We start from the raw sequence: 18,382 nt of genomic DNA, 5'->3' as shown, positions 1-18,382 counted from the left end.
TGAATTGTTATGCAGCTGCCGTTCTTCCCTTGAACAATCGATAGATTAGCAAGAGAAGCATAGCGCCGAGGACCGACATGATAAATCCAGCGGATTGATCGGCGCGATACCATCCTACTGCCTGCCCCAAGTAAGTGGCGCCGAACGAGCCAATCACACCAATCAGCATGGTGATCCAGATACCGCCCGGGTCTTTGCCGGGCATGAGAAGCTTGGCGACCGCACCAATCACCAAGCCGATGATTCCTTCCCAAATGAGATGCAACATTGGTTCCCCCCGATCTTTCTGCAGGAGCTCGCAACAATGCGCACCATTGTAAGTCAAGTTTGGTTCCGCCGCTAAGTTAATGCAAAGATCTCTGCTGTAGGCTGCTCATCATTCAGGAGAAGATAGCCGAGTGTTATCGGCAGGGAAAAGCGCTTCGGACCGGCACTGCCCGGGTTGAAGAATAGAACCTCGCGCCGCCACTCGATGGAGGGTCGATGGGAGTGCCCGCTGACCACGACGCGGATGCCTGCGGCAACGGGATCAAGGTCGAACTGGGCGAGATCGTGCAGCATATAAATGGTCGATCCACCGAGTTCCACGATTTCTGTCTTGGGAAGCGCCGCACAACGGCCTGACCGGTCGATGTTGCCGCGGATCGAAGTCAATGGAGCGATTTCTGCGAGGCGATCCAAAATGGCCGGGTCCCCAACATCTCCGGCGTGCAGGATATGTTCCACTCCGGCAAGCGCGCTGAGCGCCTCAGGACGAAGCAGACCGTGGGTATCGGAGATCACGCCTATGCGCATTGCTCGATGGATCCTTACCGGCTGAACGCGCTAGAGCGCCGCTTCCGCAATATCGCCCGCGCACGCATAGCCCACGCTACTCATCGCCACGCCGCTACAGGCCTATCGATAAACGGGTTCGCGGATCCAGATAATCGCGCAGCGCGTCACCCAGGAAATTGAACGATAGCACACATAACATGATCGCCAGAGCGGGGAAGATGACCATATGCGGCGAGTCGAAAAGATGCGAGCGGGCATCGTTCAACATGTTTCCCCAGCTTGCCGCCGGAGGAGGAACACCTAGCCCCAAGAAGCTCAGGGTCGCCTCGGCAAGCACTGCTCCTGCCATACCGATGGCCGATTGCACAATCAAGGGCTGGAGGATATTCGGCAAGATGTGCCGGGTGAAGATGCGCAGGTCGGAGGCCCCAAGTGCCCGGGCGGCTTCGACAAATTCGCGCTCCTTGACGGCGAGTACTTGAGCGCGAACCAGACGGGCATAGCCGACCCAACCGCCGATCGAGAGGGCGAGCACCAGGTTTCGCATTCCAGGGCCAAGAAAGGCAACAAAGGCGATCGCCAGTAAGATTCCCGGTAAGGCCAGGAAGGCGTTCATCACGAAAACGTTGAGTACGGTATCGAGTATGCCGCCGTAGAAACCGGCTAAGCCGCCGAAGATCAAGCCCAGGCTCAGGGAGCAGCCGACGACCGAGACGGCGACTAAGAGCGAGATCCGCGCACCGAAGATCACGCGAGACAGAATGTCTCGGCCCAATTCGTCGGTGCCGAACCAATGCGAAGCCTGAGGCGGCGCGAGACGTCCATTCAGATTGATCGCCGCCGGATCGTAGGGTGTCACGTGGGGGGCAAAGATTGCGCCACAGATAAAACAGAAGAGCACCGCCATGGCGAAGAAGGCCAGAGGCTGACGCCGCAAGCGGCCGAAGACGCCGGCCGAAGGGTAGGCTTGTGCGGAGATAGGGCGAGTGCTCAAAGAGGAATCATCGCATAGCAGAGACCACGGCAGCGGGGCCGGCACTGAAGAAAAGAAACTTCCAAGCCTGAACGGGTTTCAAGCTACCGGGACGCAGGTTCTCAGAGACTCGGATGACGCTCTTGCTGAAGAAATTTAAAGGTTGGCCTCGGCGATTTCTCTGGCTGCTGGCGATTGCCGCCGGAATCGCCGTGTATGCCAAGGCGGCGACCCCGGAGGAGCGGTCTCTTTTTCTGCTCACCAACGATGCCCGCGCGTCCCAGGGGCTTGCTCCCTTGCGCTGGGACGAGTCTCTCTCGGAAGCGGCTCGCGGTCATGCCGCGCTGATGGTCCAGACTAATCAGCTCTCGCATCGATATGCAGGCGAGGCCGACCTTGCCTCACGCGCCGCGCTGGCCGGCGCCCACTTCGGCGCTGTCGCAGAAAATATTGCTGAAGGGCCCAGTATCGATGGCATCCAGAAGGGATGGCTGGCGTCTGCTCACCATCGCGCCAATATCCTCGATCCCAACTTGAATGCAGTTGGCTTCGCGGTCATTCGACGGAATGGATTCTTTTACGCGGTCGCCGATTTTGCGCGGAACGTGCCGGTATTCACGCCGGAGACGGTGGAACATGCGGTCGAAAAACTATTACAGACGCAGGGAGTTCAAACGACTTCCGATTACCGACTCGATGCCCGGCAAACGTGTGAGATGAGTCATGGATCGGCGGGAGGATCGAGCCCAGGTTTCGTCATGCGCTGGCAAAGCGCCGATTTGTCGCGCTTGCCGCCGGCCCTCGAAGAGAGGCTGGGCAGCGGAGAGTTCCGAAGCGCCGCTGTGGGCGCGTGCGCCAGCGCGAATGCCGAGAGCGGATTTACCACCTATCGTGTCGCCGTGCTTCTTTATTGAGGGCATGCTTTCGGCCGGATGAAAATGCAAAAGGCCGCTTGTCCTGGCGACGCTTAGTCTGTCTCCATGGACGTTTTTCAGAAGCAGATCCAAGCCGCTTCTCCGTCGAAAAAAGATGCTGCGAAGCGAAGCTGGATCTATGTCCCCTACGATCGGCTGACAGACCGAACGGGTCCGCTTCATGAGCAGCAGCCGCAAGCGACCGGGATCGTGATGATGGAGGCTTTGGAGAAGGCACACCGTCGTCCTTACCACAAGAAGAAGCTGGCGTTGCTGATTTCGAACCAGCGGCACTTCGCCCTCGAGCAGGCTGCGCGCGGGGTGAAGGTCATCTACATGTTCACCAAGGGCATCTTTGCGGACGGGCTTCTCGATGCGCAGAAGACCTTTGAACTTGCTGAGATGACCACCATGAAGCCGGCAGAACGAGAGTTGCGGCTTGATCTTGAGGAGGCGCGCCGGCGAGGTGTGCGACTCAAGATCGTGGAGGATACAACCTGGCTCTCTACAGAAGCGGATTTCGATGGCGTTTATGCGAAGGAGACGACCAGCTATGTCATGGATCGTTTCTATCGCTTCTTGCGAAAGAAGAGGGAAGTTCTGATGGAGAACGGTGAACCATCCGGAGGCAGGTTTTCCTATGACGCTGACAATCGGAAGCCGTATCGGGGCCAGCCGCGAGTGCCTACTCGCCCCGAGTTCCCGCCCGACGAAATCACCCGCGAAGTGATGATGACGGTCGAGCGTGAATTCCCGAATCATTTTGGCACGCTGGAGGGCTTCGACCTGCCGGTGACGGCGGAACAATGCCGGCACAGTTGGCATTTCGCTCTCCAGCATCTGTTGCCGTTCTTCGGCCCCTATGAGGATGCGATGGCAACTGCGGAGACCGATCTCTTTCACAGCAAGATCTCTGCGCTGCTGAACCTCAGCCGCATCCTACCTGGCGACGTTGTCGATGATGTCGAGAATGCCTACCACGCTGGACTGATTCCTCTTGCGAGCGCGGAGGGGTTTATCCGGCAAGTGCTGGGCTGGAGGGAGTTCATGCGCCATGTGCATCGTAGGACGGATGGCTACCGCAACATTGCCGCTCCTCGACAGAAGGGCCAGAGTGTGGCGACCGATTCCTACGCTGGAGCCACGCCGAGCGCCCTCGATGCCCGCCTGCCCTTGCCGGCTGCGTATTGGGGAGCGAAATCGGGCATGAACTGCCTCGACACCGTCATTGAACAGGTCATTCGCGAGGGCTGGTCGCACCACATTACGCGGCTGATGGTGCTCAGCAACCTGGCAACGTTATGCGGGTATTCTCCGCGCGAGCTAGCCGACTGGTTTTGGATCGCCTATATCGACGCCTATGACTGGGTTGTCGAGACGAACGTGCTCGGCATGGGGACGTACGGCGATGGCGGCGTCACTGCAACGAAGCCATACGTGAGCGGCGCCGCCTATATCGACCGCATGAGCGACTATTGCAAGGGGTGCGCCTTTGATCCCAGAAAGGCATCGGGTGAAGGCTCCTGCCCCTTCACCGCGCTATATTGGACCTTTCTGGAGCGCAACAGCGAACGATTGAGCGGCAACATCCGGTTGGCGATGCCATATGCCACGCTGCGGAAGAAATCTGCTCTCGAACGGAGGCAGCTGCGGGCACGCGCCGAACAGGCGATCCAGGAGCTGGGGAGCGCCAGGTATCCTGAAAGTGCTGAGTCAAACACTGAGCCGGAGAGCAGCGGCGGATGAAGGATGTTGTCATCATTGGGGCGGGGCTTGCGGGTCTTCATTGCGCGTTGACCCTGGAGCGTGCCGGGCTCGACGTGCTCCTGCTCGAGGCATCGGACATACCCGGCGGCCGTGTTCTTACCGACGCTATCGATGGCTTCCTGCTCGACCGCGGTTTTCAGGTGCTGCTGACGGCTTATCCAGAGGCCGAACGCGTCTTCGACTATTCCGCCTTAGACCTGAAGGCGTTGAGGCCGGGAGCGCTGGTGTGGCACGGCGGCCGCTTCCATCGCTTTGCGGATCCCTTTCGCGAACCGTTCGCGGCCTTGCGGCTGGCATTCGACCCGGTGGTGACTTTGGGAGACAAGCTTCGAGTCGGCGGGCTTCGCCAGCGAGTAACGCAAGGCCATTCCGCCGATCTTTTTTCTGGTGAGGAGACAACGACACAAGGTCGTCTGGAGAACTTTGGTTTCTCGTCGAAGATCATCGAGCGATTCTTTCGGCCTTTCTTCGGCGGCGTCTTCTCGGAGAGAGAGTTAGTGACGTCGAGCCGCTACTTTGATTTCCTGTTCAGGATGTTCTCGCAAGGTTCGGTTGCAGTGCCCTCCGCCGGGATGCAAGCGCTGCCTGCGCAGCTTGCCCGGCAAATCAAACCGGGAGGGCTCCTAACGAACTGCCTGGTGAAAGAGGTCCGTCAGGAAGCCCAAGGCTTTTCCGCTCTTGCCAGCGACGGCCGCTACCAAGCCGAAAGAATCGTCATTGCGGTTCCAAAATCTCAGGGCGGGGACTTATTGCCAGCGCTTAAGAAAACGGGGAGATTGGATGGCCGTTGGAACCGCACGACGACGTTCTATTTTTCTGCCTCACAGGCGCCTGTCAGTGAAGCGATTCTCGTACTGAACGGTGAGGGAGAGCAGGCTGGACCGGTCAATAATGCAGTCGTGATGAGCAACGTTTCAGCCTCGTATGCGCCACCTAAGCGGCACCTGATTTCTGCCAGCGTGGTGGGGCAGTCGCCGACGGACCAAGCCGAAACAGATCGGCTGGAGCACGATGTTCGCGCCCACCTTCAAGTATGGTTCGGGACGGAAGTTCGAGACTGGCAAGTCCTGCGTTGCTACTCAATTCCGCAGGCAGTGCCTCTTCAAAAGACCGCGGAGTGGGAGACAGGAGACCCGCGGACGAGCGTACCGGGTGTATATCGCGCTGGAGATATTCTCGAAACCGCATCCATTCAGGGGGCACTTGCTTCGGGACGGAGAGCCGCCGAGGCGGTGCTTGCTGATATGGGCCTGGCAAAGCAGACGCTCAGCGAATGAGCTGCAACGCAGCCCTGAAGAGTTCATCGAAGTTTGCTCCGAGAGCTTTGTTCTTGGCAACCGCGGCTTCGATGGCTTTCAGCGCGGCCGGCCGCTGGTAGCCGAGATTCACCAGTGCCGAAAGAACATCGTCGGCGGCTGGACCCGCTGCAGCCGCAGCTGCCGGAGCCGTGGCCAGGTCTTCGAGTTTGTCTTTGAGCTCGACAACGAGGCGTTCGGCGAGTTTCTTGCCGACGCCGGGTATGCGAGTCAGCATGGCATGGTCCTGACCGCGGATGGCGGTCACGGTCATTTCCGGATTGAGCCCGCTGAGGATGGTGACAGCGAGCTTGGGACCGACTCCGCTCACCGTGATCAGCCGCTCAAAGAGCCGTTTTTCTCCGAGGGAGATGAAGCCAAAGAGCGCCAGCAGGTCTTCGCGCACCTGAGTGTGGATGTGGAGAGCAGTCTCCGCACCTTCGGCGGCGAGCGCGGTGAAGGTGGGGACGCTGATGGTGACGTCATAGCCGACGCCGCCAGCCTCGACGATGACCTGGCCGGGCTGTTTCGACAGGATGCGTCCGCGCAGATGAGCGATCATGCTGCGGCGTCAGCCCCTCCGGCGATAGAGGATCTGGAACTCGTAGCCGGCATTCGCGGGGAAGAGCTCGGCGATGTGGCGGAGCCGCTCGGCCAATGCTGGCGGGGCAATCAACGGATATTCCCGCTCGCGGAGGTCGGCATAGTCGAAGTCGATGGTAAGCGAGAGCAGGTAAATCGCGATGGCATCGGAGAATGCGGATTCGAAATAGCTGGTCTTGGCCTTTTCATCGACGGCAGCTTCGGCAGGCACAGCGCTGATCTCACGCAGCGAGGCATGATCACGCTTGCGGCCGGAGACGCGGTCGGTGCGCGATTCGGAACTCTTCTCGTTGATGCGGTCGCCGCTCTTGTTTCGATCGAGTGCCCGGCGGCGGCTTTCCCACGCATCCTGGCTGGTTTCGCCGCGAACCTGCGCAACGGCTTGTGACCAGACCAGGTTGCCGAAGCTCTCTGGAACTCCTGCAGCGTCGACGAAGTGGTGGCTGGCGTTGATGAAGAACTCAAAAGCAAGGGCGAAGCGATCCTGCATGAGACGGGTCGAGACAAAGGTGATCTCGGCGGCCTCGAACTCGACGTTGCGGTGGCAGACAGCCCGGTCGCCGAGATCGACGGTGTAGGTGGGCGCGATCAGCACCTCCTCTTCATCAGCGATGGTCAACGGAACGAAGTAGTAGGCATGCTTCTTGAGCGCTTTGGCGATGGCGGAGGGCACGGCCTGCACGGTGCGCAGAAGATCGGATTCGGTGAGATGGGTATCGCCAAAAGTCCCGTAGAAGATACCGTTTGAAGATTCGATTACGGCGGTCTGCTGCGCGATCTGCGAGGCGGGCAACAGTCCGGTCTGGGCTACATCGGTCATAAGGTTGTATTCTAGCTGAGGGACGGGGCCTCGAGTTTGACCAGCATGTCGACTACTGCCAATCCAGCTTCCAGTACCGGTCGACTCTTCGGGATACCGATTGGCGATTTCGGCTGGTTTGCGAGTCTGCTGCTTTCGTTCTCGCTGGGATTTGCGTCCTTCTTTGGCGCTACTTTTCTGGGAATTTTCGGGCTGCTGATCTATAACCAGGGCGGCCACCATACCGTGAACTATGCTGACAGCTACAGGCTGATCGGGCTTCCGGTAGGCATCGGCGTCCTTCTGCTCAGTCTGATCCTCTTCGGCTTCCTATGGGTCCGGCGGAAGGTTGCTGGTCGCTAGCCGACGATGGGGCTGGTTACCATTCCGGTTGAGAGTTTAGTTGATGGCAGGCGTCCTTCTTCGGAGGCGCAGGCGCTCGATTGGTGTTCGCGGCTAGAGGCCGGCGAAATTCTGTTCTTTCCTCAAAGCCCGATCGTCTTTGCTCCTGGAGATATTGATTTCCTGCTCGGCCAGCAGCAGACGGACAGTTCCCTGCACAAGAACATTGCTTACAAGCCAGCAATCGACGCGCTGAGCGGAGTCGATACCAAGACCGCGAACGCCGCGGCGGTGGCGAGGCTGCAGGGCGTTATGCGGTTCTATTCCCACGCAGCCGCGGAGTTCCTGGGTGACTTTCTGACGCCGTATGCCCGGCGATGGAAGCTCGACTACGCAAGCTTTCGCCCGCAGGAAGAACAGGGACGCGATCTGGCGCTGCGCAAACGCAACGATCTGCTGCATACCGACGCGTTTCCCACGCGGCCGACGCATGGCGCTCGCATCTTGCGCTTCTTCAACAACATCAACCCGACGCGGACGCGAGCCTGGGTGGTGGGCGAGCCTTTTCCATCGCTGGTGAAGCAATTTGCGCCGAGAGACATTGCCTTGCCTGCGGCTGAGAGTGGAGCGTCGCGGGCGGCGAAATCGCTGGCGCGGGGAGTAGGGTTAGCGGCGGCCATTCCTTCGTTGAAACGGTCGCCGTACGATGATTTCATGATGCGTTTTCACAACTTCCTCAAGGAAAACGCGGCGTATCAGGCGAACTGCGACAAGCAGGCGATCCAGTTCCCGCCCGGGTCGAGCTGGATGGTCTATACCGACACCGTGCCCCACGCGGTGTTGACGGGGCAGTACGCGCTGGAACAGACCTTCCTGGTCGCTCCGGAGGCGATGGTAAGGCCAGAGGCTTCGCCGTTACGGGTATTGGAGACGATGGCTGGGGTTGAGCTGGTTTAAGCGTCCATATGGCGCTGTATATACGTCTCTATATACATATTGCTATAATAAAACCGCTGCATCCTGAGGTTTACTGTGAAGACAGTCGATAGAAAACGGAACCAGTCCGACTCTATCGAAACCACGCCGGATACTCGTCGTGCGTCTTCGCCGGTGAAGCAGCGCGTGCTGGTCGAGTTTCCGTCGAGCTTGCTTGAGAGGGCCGACGAGGCGGCGGCGCGGCTGGAGAAGAGTCGCAGCGAACTGATCCGCACGGCGGTAGAGAAGCTGCTCGAAGGCATCGAAAAAGAAAAGTTTGAGCAGGAGATGGCCGAGGGCTATATCGCCAACTCCGCGATGAACCTTAGCCTGTTGGACGAGTTCGCCCAGGTCGATCGCGAGGGCTTTTGACGGTAGGCAAACCGTTCCGTGGAGTGGTCGTCGAGGTCGGTTTCGATCCGGTTGTCGGCCATGAACAAGGCAAGTCGCGGCCCTGTATTGTGGTTCAGAACGATATCGGGAATCGGTTTTCTTCGACGACGATCGTCGTGCCGCTCACCGACGCCAGCCACATCAAGAAGCCATTTCCCGTTTACGTCCTCATCCGCAAGGGTGATGGAGGTTTGAAGAAAGACAGCTACGCGCTCTGCGACCAGGTTCGCGTCGTGGATCAGCAAAGATTTCGCGGCGTGTACGGCACGCTTGCGCCGGCAAATATGAGTGCCGTCGATCAGGCGCTGCGAGTGAGTCTGGGTTTATAGGTCGGGCGTACCATGTATTTGAGAGGATTCCGATGGCCACAACGGCAGTCTCGATCGAAGAGTATCTCTCTACGGCCTACGAGCCGGACATGGACTATGTCGACGGCCAGTTGGAGGAGCGCAATGTGGGCGAGTATGAGCACAACATCGCTCAGTGGGCGGTTCTCAACTGGTTTCGCCAGCACGATAAGGAATGGCGGACGCGTTCCGTGCAAGAGCAGCGGACGCGGCTGACTCCCTCTCGCGTACGAATTCCCGATGTCAGCGTCTTCCCTCGCGAGCTACCAGTGGAGCGGGTGTTCACCCAGCCGCAGTTGATTGCCATCGAAGTGCTGTCGCCGGAAGACCGTCATTCCAGGATGGACAAGAAGATTCGGAATTACATCGACTTCGGCGTGCGACATGTGTGGGTGGTCGATCCGGCGACACGGACGGGCTGGGATTGCTCGGATGGCAACTGGTTGCGCAAGGAGCGGTTTGAGTTGGCGGGGAGCCCGATTTATTTGTCGCTGACGGAGTTGTTTGCGGAGTTGGATGAGGATGAGGCAAATTAGCGAGATATCCTGCGATCTCAATGGCTTAAGCCCTGAACGGAATTTCAGAACTTTCAATCTCGACGCTCTCACACTTAAAAGCTTCCAGCGCACGCAGCAATGCGTCTTCAGCAGCTTGTTTGTTTGCTGAAGGGCCGATCACTATTTTGTCGATCATGGGTGGGCCGCTAGGAAGCGCTTGGGAGGAATAATCAAAGCTCGATCTCGCTCCCTGTTTCAAGTGTTGTTCTTCTTCCCTTTCTTTGGGATAGGTCGGCACATCCAGCGGAAGCTCATAGTATGGTGTTAAACCGTATCCTGTTGAAGAGAATTCTCTACAGTCTCCACTTTGTCTCCGACTCAATCCCGGTCATAAATATTACCGGCTCAGGTTGGGCTTGGAAAGAAGGTGGGATTTCTTGATTGCTGAACAGATAAAGAAAAGCCCCGCACGAGGCGGGGCTTGCTTGTTGTTGCGGCAAAGCCGCGTGTGCCCCTCCGGCTAGGAGCAGCCGCTGGTACTGCCGCAGCTCATGCAGCGGTAGCAGCTTCCGTTGCGGACCATAATGGCTCCGCAGGTGTGGCAGCTGGGGGCGTCTCCCATGTCGTACATGCTGCGCATGGCGTCCGCCGCGTGGTGGATGCCGCGATCTTCAATCGCGCTAAACCGCAGGTCCTTTGCTTCGCTCAGGATGACATCTGCGCTGGGGGCGATTCCGCCTTGAGGTGCGTTGGTGGCTCCCATGCCGCGGGTGGGTTGGTGTTGGTCGGGAGTTAGGCCAGCGCCGGAACCGCTGAACTGCAGGTCCTTCGCTTCGCTCAGGATGACATTCCTGCTTTCACCGCCTTCATTCAGGGTGACCTTGTCTTGCGATGGGCCACCTTCGTCGGCGAGCGACAGCGGTGCGAGGGGGGCCGTTGCAGCTGCGCCTAATCCGGTGAAGAGGCTTAGCTGCTGGCCGGAGAGGAACCTTAGCTGGAGCCAGCGGAAGATGTAGTCCATGATCGACTTGGCGTAGCCGATGTGTTCGTTGCCGGTCCAGCCGGAGGGCTCGAAGCGGGTGTGGGCGAACTTTTCGCACAGGACCTTCAACGGCACTCCGTGCTGGAGCGAGAGCGAGATGGCAGTGGCGAAGCTGTCCATCAGGCCGGAGACGGTCGAGCCTTCTTTGGCCATCTTGATGAAGATTTCACCGGGTTCGCCCGAGGGGTAGAGGCCGACGGTGATGTAGCCTTCGTGGCCGCCGAGGGAGAATTTGTGGGTGAGCGAGGCGCGTTCCGCAGGCAGGCGGTGACGCACGGCGCGCGGCGGAGAGTTGGGGTCCTGGCCCTGCGCGCCGAATAAGTTGGTGGCGTTTCGACCATCCAGATCCTTCGACTGCGCTCCACTACGTTCCGCTTCGCTCAGAGTGACAACCTTCTGTAAGGCTTCAGTGAAGGCGCTCGCGGCGGCGAGGATGCTGCGCGAGGTGACTTCGAGTTTGTCGGAGACTTTGGCTTCGAGGGTCTTCAAGTCGGATTCGGAGCCGGGCTTGCCTTGCACCAGCGAGGCGAGTACCCGGTCGGCGGCCTGATTCAGCACGTCGATTGGCGAATCCTTGCCTGAACTGTCCTTTGAGGTCTTGATCTCTTTCGCGCCCTTGCCATCGGAGACGTTGAGCGGTTGAGCGCCCTTCGATCCGTCGCGATAGACGGCGACGGCCTTGAGGCCGAGTCGCCAGGAATCGAGATATGCCTCGGCAATGTCTTCGAGGGTGCAGTCGTGGGGCAGGTTGACGGTCTTCGAGATGGCTCCAGAGAGGAAGGGCTGGGTGGCAGCCATCATCTTGACGTGGCCGGTGTAGTGGATCGAGCGGGTCCCCTTGGACGGCTTGAAGGAGCAATCGAAGACGGCCAGGTGTTCGGGCTTGACTCCGGGAGCGCCTTCGATGGTTCCGGTGGCGTCGATGTAGCTAACGATGGCGTCGACCTGGTCGTTGGTGTAGCCGAGCTTGAAGAGCGCGGCGGGCACGGTATTGTTGACGATCTTGATCATGCCGCCGCCGACCAGCTTCTTGTACTTGACCAGGGCGAGATCGGGCTCGATGCCGGTGGTATCGCAATCCATCATGAAGCCGATGGTGCCGGTGGGGGCAAGCACGGTGACCTGGGAGTTGCGGTAGCCGTGCTTCTCGCCGTGGGCGAGCGCCTTGTCCCAGCAATCGCGGGAGGCATCGATGAGCGCGTCGAGCTGGGGGACGACGAAGGTCTCGGTGGCGACGCGGCCGTTGAGGTCGCGCGACTCGGCGCTGCCGCGATTGCCGCTCATGATGACCGCCTTGTTGGTCTTGCCGATGTTGTTGACCTCGGCGCGATGCATGCGGATGACATCGAGGAAGGGTTCACGGTTGACGTAGAAGCCGGGGCAGGCGCCACCAGTGCGCTCGGCGTTCGCAGTCAGCGGAGTCGTCGAGGCGAGCGGCGGGCAGGATTCTGCGATCTTCGAAGATTGCAGATAGGCCTCGCCGCACATGATGGAGGTCAGGGTGGCGGCGAAGTCGCGTCCGGCATCAGAGTCATACGGCAGACCGAAGCTCATCAGCAGTGCGCCCAGGTTAGCGTAGCCGAGGCCAAGCGGACGGTAATCGTGGGAGTTGCGGCCGATCCATTCAGTCGGGTAGCCGGAGTTGTCGACCAGGATGTCCATCGCAGTGATCATGATGCCGATGGCGTGGCGGTAAGAAGCGATGTCGAAGTTGCCGGCGTGGTCGACGAACTTCAGCAGATTGAATGACGCCAGGTTGCAGGCCGAGTTGTCGAGGAACATGTACTCGGAGCAGGGATTGGAGGCGTTGATCCGGCCGGAGTTCTTCGAGGTGTGCCACTTGTTGATGGTGGTGTCGTACTGCATGCCGGGATCGCCGCACTGCCAGGTGGCCTCGGCGATCTTCTTCATGATGTCGCGGGCTTTGTAGGTCTTGACGGGCAGGTGGTCCTTGACGGTGTAGACGGTGAAGTCGCCATCGCGTTCGACGGCCTGCATGAACTCGTCGGTGACCCGCACGGAGTTGTTGGCGTTCTGGAAGAAGATCGACGAGTAGGCCTCGGAGTCCGGACCAGAGGAACCATCGTAGCCGGCCTGCATCAGTGCCCACGCCTTCGCTTCTTCTTTCGACTTGCACTCGATGAATTCAATGATGTCGGGATGATCGACGTTGAGGATGACCATCTTGGCGGCGCGGCGGGTCTTGCCGCCGGACTTGATGACGCCGGCAAAGGCGTCGAAGCCGCGCATGAAGCTGAGCGGGCCGGAGGCGGTGCCGCCGCCGGAGAGCAATTCCATGGATCCGCGGATGGGCGAGAGGTTCGAGCCGGTGCCCGAGCCCCACTTGAAGAGCATGCCTTCGGTCTTGGCCAAGGTCAGGATCGAATCGAGCGAATCATCGACGGCGTTGATGAAGCAGGCCGAGCATTGCGGATTGCGATAGCCGGTGACGGAGAACTCGACCGCGCAAGTGTGGGGATTGTAGTGCCAATTCTGGGCATCGGAATTGGGTTCCAAGCGGTCGCAGCCAACGTTGAACCAGACCGGGGAGTTGAAGGCCACTTTCTGATTTACGAGCAGGTGAACGAGCTCGTCATGGAAGAGCGCGGCGTCTTCGGGGGTGGCGAAATAACCGTCATTCATGCCCCAATCGCGAATGGTTTCAGCGACGCGCGAAACCAGGGCGCGGACGCCGCTCTCGCGCTCGGGGGTGCCGAGTTGGCCGTGGAGATACTTGCTGGCGACGATGTTGGTCGCGGTCATCGACCAATCGACCGGCACCTCAACGTCCTTCTGCTCAAAGATGGATTTGCCGGTGGCGTCGGTGATCGAAGCGGTGCGACGCTCCCATTGAACTTCACCGTAGGGCGAAACGCCGGGTTTGGAGAAGACGCGGTGGAAGCGGAGGCCCTCGGCCTTTTTCGCGGCGGGCTGCCGGGTCGGCTGTTCGGCTATCGCGGTTGCGCCGTTCGTTGGATTTGTGCGGGTGGTGGCCTCGGCCATGCGTGCTCCTTTATCGGTGCTACAAAAATGGGATGCCGGGATTACCGGACGGTGGTTGCGTCGATCGGGCCTATGTCGTTCTTCGGATTTCGGGATCGTCTGGGTGTCGGGCGCAACTTGGGAGCGCGTCCAAATCTTGTTGACAGATGCTTAGTATGCGCTCTCTATAGTGCAAGTCAAGCGTCAACCACTACATCTTGTATTTTACTAGGAAAAGGCATCCAGAGAGTTCTTATTTCTTGGGGAACGTCTGTGGAGAATTCGAAGCCGCCTTTCGGGGCGCGGAAAGGACGTTGCCTCAAAGGAAGAAGGTATGGCAAAGCCATCTCCCGAGACTAGGCCTGCGGATGGGTGACGGCAAGGCGCAGGAATGGTGCAGATGCTGTGGAGGGGTGTGGAAGGGGTGGATAACGCGGACAGGTGCTGGACGGGCCGTGCGTGGCTCAAAGATACCTCTCGTCGAGCAGAAGAGACATTGGATCAGGGAGGGGCTGAGGCGGAAGGGCGCACCGGCCCCAAAGGGGAGCCGTGAGCCGTTAATTAAGCGGATTGCCGAATCCTAGCGACTGACGGTAATTGGGTGTGGGGTACACCATGGTCCGATGGAATCGGATCCGGCTTTCATGTTGACCGTGTATGGCGGAGACGGTGGTTGGGTCACATAGAACTTGGGGATGGTTTGGCCGCGAGAGAGCTTGACTGGCGTGTGCGCAGAGAGAGGCTGAGTTCCCTGAAGCACCGGCTGATCGAACTGGACAAAGCAGTCACTCACGATGCTTTGATCGAGGGTGATGCTGATTTCCCCCTGGAGAGGGATGGCGGGGGGAGGGCTCGGCGGGTCGAATTGAATGTCGTATTGGGTTCCATTGCAGGAGACAGTGGCAAATACAGCCATGGAGATTTTCCTCGAAGTGTTGAATTGAAATCAGCCGGAGGTGCCTTGTGGAAGCCTTATCGCTGGGCACTCTGCCCTGGCGTGGCGTCTCTCGTGGCAAATCGATAGCGAAGGGACGCGACCGTAAATGGACGCAACGCGAGCATAAGTCGAGTTGGGTGCTGTGTCACTAGAAATAATGGGGGAACTCAGTCCTTCGGCGCTGCGGCCCGGCCGTGGGTCTGAAGGTCGGGGTCGTTGGCGATCTCCTGGATGTCGGCATCTCCTCCGATCGAGTCGGCGGCCGCGCCCTTTGCAATTGCCTGTTTCAGGTATTGCTTGGCGCGCTGCCGGTCTCCCAGGCTCTCATATGCGTCGGCGACGGTTTGCAGGGTTTCGGGCGAGTCTGGCGCGAAAGCCAGGGCTGACTGGATTTGAAGCTCCGCTTTGCTGGTCTCTCCCCGCTTGGCATACAAGGTTGCGAGGACCGCGTGAGACAGGCCATCCTGCGACTTCGCTTGAACGACTTTTTCAACCAGAGGCAGTTCTTTGGCGGTGGCTGCGTCCGCTCGACTCTGGTCATGAAGCCATTCGTAGGCGGTGCGGAGATTGTCCCAGACGAGATAGTCTTCGGCATTCATCCCGGTGGCCTTGGCGGACATGGCGGCAGATTCCGCGTAGCGTTTTTGCTCGAGATAGATGACACCGAGGTTGCTGTAAGCCAAGTAACTGGGCTGGATGGCAAGCGAACTCTTGAGCGCCTCTTCGGCCAGCCGCAGCGATTGGGGATCGCCGAGCGACAGGTAATTGGCGGCGAGATTATTGAGAGCAAAGGCATTGCCCGGAGAGAGCGCAACGGCTTGTTTGTAGGCATCCGCAGCCTCTTTGTACCGGCCGTTACGCGTGTAGAACGAGCCGAGGTCGGTCGGTCCAGACCAATCGTCGGGGCGTAGGGCAATGGCCTTTTTGAAGCCCTCTTCGGCTTCGGGCAGATGCCCGGCTGCTTCCTCGGAGTGGGCCATAGCGGTGACGGCGGCGACATCCCGGGGGTTGATATCCAGAGCCTGTTGGATTTCCTGCACGGCGAGGTCGTGTTTGCCCTGGCTGTTGTGAATGTTTGCGAGCGTGGTATAGGCCGTAGGAATCCGGTTGTCGAGTTCCTCGGCACGCTGGCAATTGGAGAGCGCGAGGTCGAGCCACTCTGGATTGCGGTCGGTTTGGTACTTCATCCGGTAGGCTTCCCCGAGTTCGGCGTAGCCGAGGGCGAAGAGCGGGTCCGCCTTAAGCGAACCCTGCAGAGCGTCAACGGCGCGGTCGAGATTGCCGGGTTTGTCATAGCGGTCGAGATAGCCGAGGGCGGCGAGGTAGCCTTCGTAAGCGGCCTGTCTCGGTCTGCGATTTTCGCTGTCGGGAGGGACGAGGAAGCTGCCAAGCTTCTGCCGAACGGGAGGAACGAAGAGCGCCACTCCGCTAAGAACCACGATCGCGGCAAGAGCGATCAACCACGGCTTCGAACTGGTCTTCGGCGGGGGCGTCATCCAGGTTGAGGCGGAGGCGTATTCGCGAGAGCGGCGAAGGTCGGCAGACTCCTTGCTGCGGCGAGCGGACTTCGTCTCCAGACTGGGATTCGCGGGGTTGGCGGCGGCCGGCGTGTCGGGCAGTTTATCGCGCAATGCCTCCAGGTCGCGGAGCATCTCGGTGCAGTTCGGATAACGGCGCTGGGGGTCTTTGGAGAGAGACCGGTAGATTACCTGCTGCAATTCGGCGGGTACGCCTTCAGGGAGCGTAGGGGGCTCATTCAGAATCGCGAAGACGGTTCCCGGGATGCTCTCGCGGAAAAAGGGATTTTGTCCGGTGAGCATTTCCATGAAGACGATGCCGACCGCCCATATATCGGTCTTGCTGTCGATGGGACGGCCAAGGGTCTGTTCGGGCGACATATAAGCGACGGTTCCAGAGATGCCGTGGGTTTTGCTGGCGGTCTGCTGGCTGACATGCGCGAGGCCGAAGTCAACGATCTTGACGACCGGCCGAGAGGTTGCCCCCTGCTGGGTGATCATGATGTTCGAGGGCTTGACGTCACGATGTTCGATGCCTTGAGAGTGGGCATGTTCGAGGCCTTTGAGCATCTGTATGGTGATGTCGGTGGCTTCGAGCGGGGAGAGTGGACCGGAGCGAATTCTCTGCGCAAGCGACTTGCCTTCGTAGAAGGCCATGGCGATGAAGCTGCGGTCGTCAGCAGTATCCTCAATGCCGTAGATCACGCCGATGTTGGGATGATCAAGCGAGGAGGCGGTGCGGGCTTCGCGGAGAAAACGCGCCTTATCGCGTTCGCTGGCGTTGAGATCGGGGGGAAGGAACTTGAGCGCGACGGTCCGTTGCAGCTTGAGATCCAGAGCACGATAGACGACGCCCATCCCACCAGCCCCGGCCGTGCCGAGGATCTGATAGTTGGCGGCAACCAACTCTCCTATAGAAGGCGTGCTCTTCCCATCGGCCATCGAAGTGTCTCTGTTCTTCCATCACAGACAGTGCTTACAGCCTTGTCGCGATGGTACGTGCTGATTGAAGCAGTTGCAAGATTGGGCGTCCCGAGACCAGCGCCTAAGTCATTCAATCTCATCCGATGACAGGCGAGTTGCTGCCGGTGACGAACGGTCGAACAGTGCTGTTTCGAGGAAGCGGCGCTAAGGCTTTCGCGGTTCTTCGATTTTGGTTTGGGTCAATTGGAGGAATGCTGACCACCGAAGTTATAGGAGATCTCAAAGCCGCGGCCATTGGCGGTTTGAATCGATGCAAGGGAAAGACCGCTCAAGCCGGCGGCGCGATGATGGACGACGAGTCCTCCGATGAGGTAACCCATGGTGCTGCCAACGATCACATCGGAGGGAAAATGCTGGCGGGCGAGGACGCGGGAGAAGGAGACGGTGGTGGCCATGGAATAGACGATTGCCTGGGTGCGCCAGCCGGGATACTCGCCGGCGACGACCCTGGCAAAAGCCCATACGTTCATGGCGTGCTCGGAAGGCATGGATGTGCCGTCGGGCCACGACTTGAGGCCATGCGGCCAGAATCGGCCAGTCCGATCGCCTTGCTTTGGGTCCTGCCGGTTGACTGCATACTCGAGGGCCTTGTTGAGGATCAGGGCATCGACTTGTGCCTCCCCGGCAAGAATGCTGGTTTCGCGCAGATGCTCGTCATGGCGGATCGAACTGGCGATGTAGCCGATGCCGGAGTACGCGACGGGAGCATAGATGCCGAGAACATTCGAGACGTCATTGAAGTTTTTTTCCCGGGAGGGATTCGAACCGAGGTCTTGCATGATCGAATTATCTTTGGTGAGGGTATAGCCGGTGCCGGCGGCGAAAGGAGCGAGCCAGAGCAGATCCAACGTTTGAATCCGCAGCGGGCTGGTGACGATCAGGCCTTCATCCCGAAGCACGTGGAGAGCGCAGATTTGCAGGGCGCTAAGGCCACAGTCTCCCGCGGAAGAAGTTGCGGTTGCGGGAACGGCCTGAGCGCGCCCAGTAAGACAGGAAAGGAAGATGAGTGCCAGGGAGACGGCGCGAAGAATCATGGTGGTATTGTAGGGCCGGCCAATTAAAGTCCGGCGCACAGCGGCCATTCCGACATCGGTTAATTGGGACACCGGTTATCAGAAAGGGTCCTCGCGGCCGATATTGCTTGTGAATGCGTATGGTTGAGTCTAGGCTGCTAATAGGGCAGTTAGTGCGACTTAGCTGAGCTCTAAGCGATCTAACAGAACGATTAGAAAATTGTG

General features: G+C 59.3%; 18 protein-coding genes. 8 read left to right on the top strand and 10 right to left on the bottom strand.

Features of this window, described 5'->3' with window-relative positions:
- Nucleotides 1-7: 7 nt before the first annotated feature.
- From ACPOL_RS09955 to ACPOL_RS09945, 3 genes are all read right to left on the bottom strand, one after another.
- Complete coding sequence (locus ACPOL_RS09955; RefSeq protein ID WP_201759153.1) at nucleotides 8-268, bottom strand: GlsB/YeaQ/YmgE family stress response membrane protein; 261 nt, start codon at nucleotides 266-268, stop codon at nucleotides 8-10.
- A 71-nt stretch (nucleotides 269-339) separates the two neighbouring features.
- Entirely contained in the window at nucleotides 340-795 is a 456-nt protein-coding gene (locus tag ACPOL_RS09950) for a metallophosphoesterase family protein (RefSeq protein WP_114206930.1), read from the bottom strand.
- A gap of 94 nt (nucleotides 796-889) precedes the next feature.
- Nucleotides 890-1,714 carry an ABC transporter permease gene (locus tag ACPOL_RS09945; protein ID WP_114210737.1) on the bottom strand — a complete coding sequence of 275 codons (825 nt, stop codon included), beginning with the start codon at nucleotides 1,712-1,714 and terminating at the stop codon, nucleotides 890-892.
- Between the two features lie 170 nt (nucleotides 1,715-1,884).
- On the opposite strand from ACPOL_RS09945, the gene ACPOL_RS09940 reads away from it, so the two are divergent.
- From ACPOL_RS09940 to ACPOL_RS09930, 3 genes are all read left to right on the top strand, one after another.
- The gene (locus tag ACPOL_RS09940; protein ID WP_114206929.1) at nucleotides 1,885-2,664 is read left to right on the top strand and encodes a CAP domain-containing protein; all 780 of its coding nucleotides are present in this window, start codon (nucleotides 1,885-1,887) and stop codon (nucleotides 2,662-2,664) included.
- A gap of 66 nt (nucleotides 2,665-2,730) precedes the next feature.
- Nucleotides 2,731-4,410 (top strand): cryptochrome/photolyase family protein, encoded by a 1,680-nt coding sequence (locus tag ACPOL_RS09935; RefSeq protein WP_114206928.1) that lies wholly within the window; start codon nucleotides 2,731-2,733, stop codon nucleotides 4,408-4,410.
- Complete coding sequence (locus ACPOL_RS09930; RefSeq protein ID WP_114206927.1) at nucleotides 4,407-5,708, top strand: NAD(P)/FAD-dependent oxidoreductase; 1,302 nt, start codon at nucleotides 4,407-4,409, stop codon at nucleotides 5,706-5,708. Before ACPOL_RS09935 ends, ACPOL_RS09930 begins: the two co-directional genes overlap by 4 nt.
- On the opposite strand, the gene ruvA is transcribed toward ACPOL_RS09930, so the two are convergent.
- Together ruvA and ACPOL_RS09920 are read right to left on the bottom strand one after the other, a co-directional pair.
- Nucleotides 5,698-6,288 (bottom strand): Holliday junction branch migration protein RuvA, encoded by a 591-nt coding sequence (gene ruvA, locus ACPOL_RS09925; protein ID WP_114206926.1) that lies wholly within the window; start codon nucleotides 6,286-6,288, stop codon nucleotides 5,698-5,700. The genes ACPOL_RS09930 and ruvA overlap by 11 nt on opposite strands.
- Before the next feature lie 9 nt (nucleotides 6,289-6,297).
- On the bottom strand, nucleotides 6,298-7,149 hold the full coding sequence (locus ACPOL_RS09920; protein ID WP_114206925.1) for a hypothetical protein: 852 nt from the start codon (nucleotides 7,147-7,149) through the stop codon (nucleotides 6,298-6,300).
- 45 nt (nucleotides 7,150-7,194) lie between these two features.
- On the opposite strand from ACPOL_RS09920, the gene ACPOL_RS09915 reads away from it, so the two are divergent.
- From ACPOL_RS09915 to ACPOL_RS09895, 5 genes are all read left to right on the top strand, one after another.
- Nucleotides 7,195-7,491 (top strand): hypothetical protein, encoded by a 297-nt coding sequence (locus tag ACPOL_RS09915; RefSeq protein ID WP_114206924.1) that lies wholly within the window; start codon nucleotides 7,195-7,197, stop codon nucleotides 7,489-7,491.
- 6 nt (nucleotides 7,492-7,497) lie between these two features.
- Nucleotides 7,498-8,427: a Kdo hydroxylase family protein gene (locus ACPOL_RS09910; protein WP_114206923.1), complete on the top strand. Its 930-nt coding sequence runs from the start codon at nucleotides 7,498-7,500 to the stop codon at nucleotides 8,425-8,427.
- Between the two features lie 75 nt (nucleotides 8,428-8,502).
- On the top strand, nucleotides 8,503-8,817 hold the full coding sequence (locus ACPOL_RS09905; RefSeq protein ID WP_161557281.1) for a ribbon-helix-helix protein, CopG family: 315 nt from the start codon (nucleotides 8,503-8,505) through the stop codon (nucleotides 8,815-8,817).
- Nucleotides 8,814-9,167 carry a type II toxin-antitoxin system PemK/MazF family toxin gene (locus ACPOL_RS09900; RefSeq protein ID WP_114206921.1) on the top strand — a complete coding sequence of 118 codons (354 nt, stop codon included), beginning with the start codon at nucleotides 8,814-8,816 and terminating at the stop codon, nucleotides 9,165-9,167. Before ACPOL_RS09905 ends, ACPOL_RS09900 begins: the two co-directional genes overlap by 4 nt.
- A 32-nt stretch (nucleotides 9,168-9,199) precedes the next feature.
- Nucleotides 9,200-9,721: a Uma2 family endonuclease gene (locus ACPOL_RS09895; RefSeq protein WP_114206920.1), complete on the top strand. Its 522-nt coding sequence runs from the start codon at nucleotides 9,200-9,202 to the stop codon at nucleotides 9,719-9,721.
- A gap of 25 nt (nucleotides 9,722-9,746) precedes the next feature.
- Here ACPOL_RS09895 and ACPOL_RS09890 read toward each other — a convergent pair whose 3' ends face one another.
- From ACPOL_RS09890 to ACPOL_RS09865, 5 genes are all read right to left on the bottom strand, one after another.
- A complete protein-coding gene (locus ACPOL_RS09890) occupies nucleotides 9,747-9,980 on the bottom strand; it encodes a hypothetical protein (protein ID WP_114206919.1) in 234 nt (77 codons plus the stop codon).
- 222 nt (nucleotides 9,981-10,202) lie between these two features.
- The gene (locus tag ACPOL_RS09885) at nucleotides 10,203-13,727 is read right to left on the bottom strand and encodes a vitamin B12-dependent ribonucleotide reductase (RefSeq protein WP_114206918.1); all 3,525 of its coding nucleotides are present in this window, start codon (nucleotides 13,725-13,727) and stop codon (nucleotides 10,203-10,205) included.
- Nucleotides 13,728-14,286: 559 nt separating this feature from the next.
- Nucleotides 14,287-14,622: a hypothetical protein gene (locus ACPOL_RS09875; protein WP_114206916.1), complete on the bottom strand. Its 336-nt coding sequence runs from the start codon at nucleotides 14,620-14,622 to the stop codon at nucleotides 14,287-14,289.
- Nucleotides 14,623-14,810: 188 nt separating this feature from the next.
- Nucleotides 14,811-17,102, bottom strand: coding sequence for a serine/threonine-protein kinase (locus ACPOL_RS09870; RefSeq protein WP_114206915.1), 2,292 nt, complete (start codon nucleotides 17,100-17,102; stop codon nucleotides 14,811-14,813).
- A gap of 221 nt (nucleotides 17,103-17,323) precedes the next feature.
- Nucleotides 17,324-18,250, bottom strand: a complete 927-nt coding sequence (locus tag ACPOL_RS09865) for a phosphatase PAP2 family protein (protein WP_150132948.1) — start codon at nucleotides 18,248-18,250, stop codon at nucleotides 17,324-17,326.
- Between the last annotated feature and the right edge of the window lie 132 nt (nucleotides 18,251-18,382).

Origin of the sequence: Acidisarcina polymorpha (assembly GCF_003330725.1) — a bacterium.
Lineage (GTDB): Bacteria > Acidobacteriota > Terriglobia > Terriglobales > Acidobacteriaceae > Acidisarcina > Acidisarcina polymorpha.
This window is presented reverse-complemented; position numbering and strand designations above follow the sequence as displayed.